At 70.2% G+C, this 1,480-nt stretch carries 1 protein-coding gene; it reads left to right on the top strand.

From position 1 onward, the window contains the following. Positions 1-293 precede the first annotated feature (293 nt). Positions 294-1,193: a hypothetical protein gene (locus ACWFR4_RS48890; protein ID WP_453658461.1), complete on the top strand. Its 900-nt coding sequence runs from the start codon at positions 294-296 to the stop codon at positions 1,191-1,193. Positions 1,194-1,480: the final 287 nt, after the last annotated feature.

The raw sequence follows: 1,480 nt of genomic DNA, 5'->3' as shown, positions 1-1,480 counted from the left end.
CATGACATTCCCGGACCGGGATGCGCGGACATCCTCTTGCGCTGGCATTGCCTCGCGGCGATCCAGTCGCTGAGGCAGATCGTGTAGTTGCCGGAGTTTGTCAGGGGTGAGTGTGGTGCGTCTGCTTTTGGTGTTCGACAGGAACACGCCCCCACACGTTGCATGGCCCCGCGCGCGCGTCGGTGCGCGGGGCCATGCAAGGAACGCTGTTCCTGTCAGGAGCGCTCATGGCGACCGTATGGTCAACACCCCGCTGGTGCCTGCCGAACTAGGCCGCAAGCCACACGAGCAGGGTGCGCCGTAGAGACCGATCCCCGGCTGTCGACGCCTGGTTCACCCGCACCACAGCTCAGCTGCCCCGGCCGATGACCGACCAGCTGCGCCACTGGCTGACGATCCGCCTGCACGGCCACCACCAGCACCCCCGCACCCAGGCACGCTCCCAGAACACCGCCCGCCACAACCTGCACTTCGCCCTGCCCGTCCTCACCCGCATCGCCGCCGCCGGCACCCACGACCTCGCCGACGTCACCGCCCCACAGCTCGCCCAGCACCTGGCCGCCGCCCGCCTCACCGGCAGCAACTACACCCACACCGCCGGCGGACTGCGCGCCATCTTCCGCACCCTCAAAGCCCACCAGCTCACCCCACGCGATCCGGCCGTCCATCTCCGCGTCGGCACCCCCACCGCGACCATCCCGCTCCTGGCCGACCTCACCCTCATCCGCGAAGACCTGACCGGCCCCGACCCCGTCCGGGCCGCCGTCACCACCCTGCTCGCCTTCCACGCCGTGCGCTCCGGCGAGATCCGCCACCTCACCCTGGCCGACGCCCGCGACATCGAGGCCGCCCGCCTGTACCTGCCCGACCGCACGATTCTGCTGGCCGAACCCGCCCGTATTCGCCTGGATGCCTACCTGGCCCACCGCGCCGCCCGCTGGCCTCACACCGCCAACCCCCATCTCTTTCTCACCAGCCGCTCGGCCACCTCCACTACTCCTGTCAGCCGCCCCTACCTGTACCGGCAGCACCCGTTGTCCAGCCACTTGATCCGCAGCGACCGCATTGTCCATGAAGTCCAAGCCGCCGGCGCGGACGTCCGGCTGATCTGCGAGCTGTTTGGACTCGGCATCGAGGCCGCCACCCGCTACACCCTCCACCGCCCCCGCCTAGGCCTCACCCAACCCGCATGACACCCGCGCCGCAGCGCGGTGAGCTTGCCCAGCCCTGCCGCTCGACGCTGGCGCGCGGCGAACGCCAAGCCGCGGACTTCGGGCTGAAGGGATGCGTGGCTTCGACGTCGGGAGACGGGCGACGGCGCGACGTCCACCCGCGGCGGGCGGGGAGCGAGCAGGACGCTGCGGGGCATGCCTGTGCGACGGCGGCCGGCCGGTTCCCGGCGACCATTCGTTACGCCGGTTTTCTCTGACCTCACCTCAGCGTGTGTGACCTGCGGAAATGCTGGATGGCTGCGTTCACT

Source organism: Streptomyces sp. NPDC055140 (assembly GCF_053607285.1).
The sequence above is the reverse complement of the archived record's forward strand: the minus strand, read 5'-3'. Positions and strand labels throughout refer to the sequence as shown.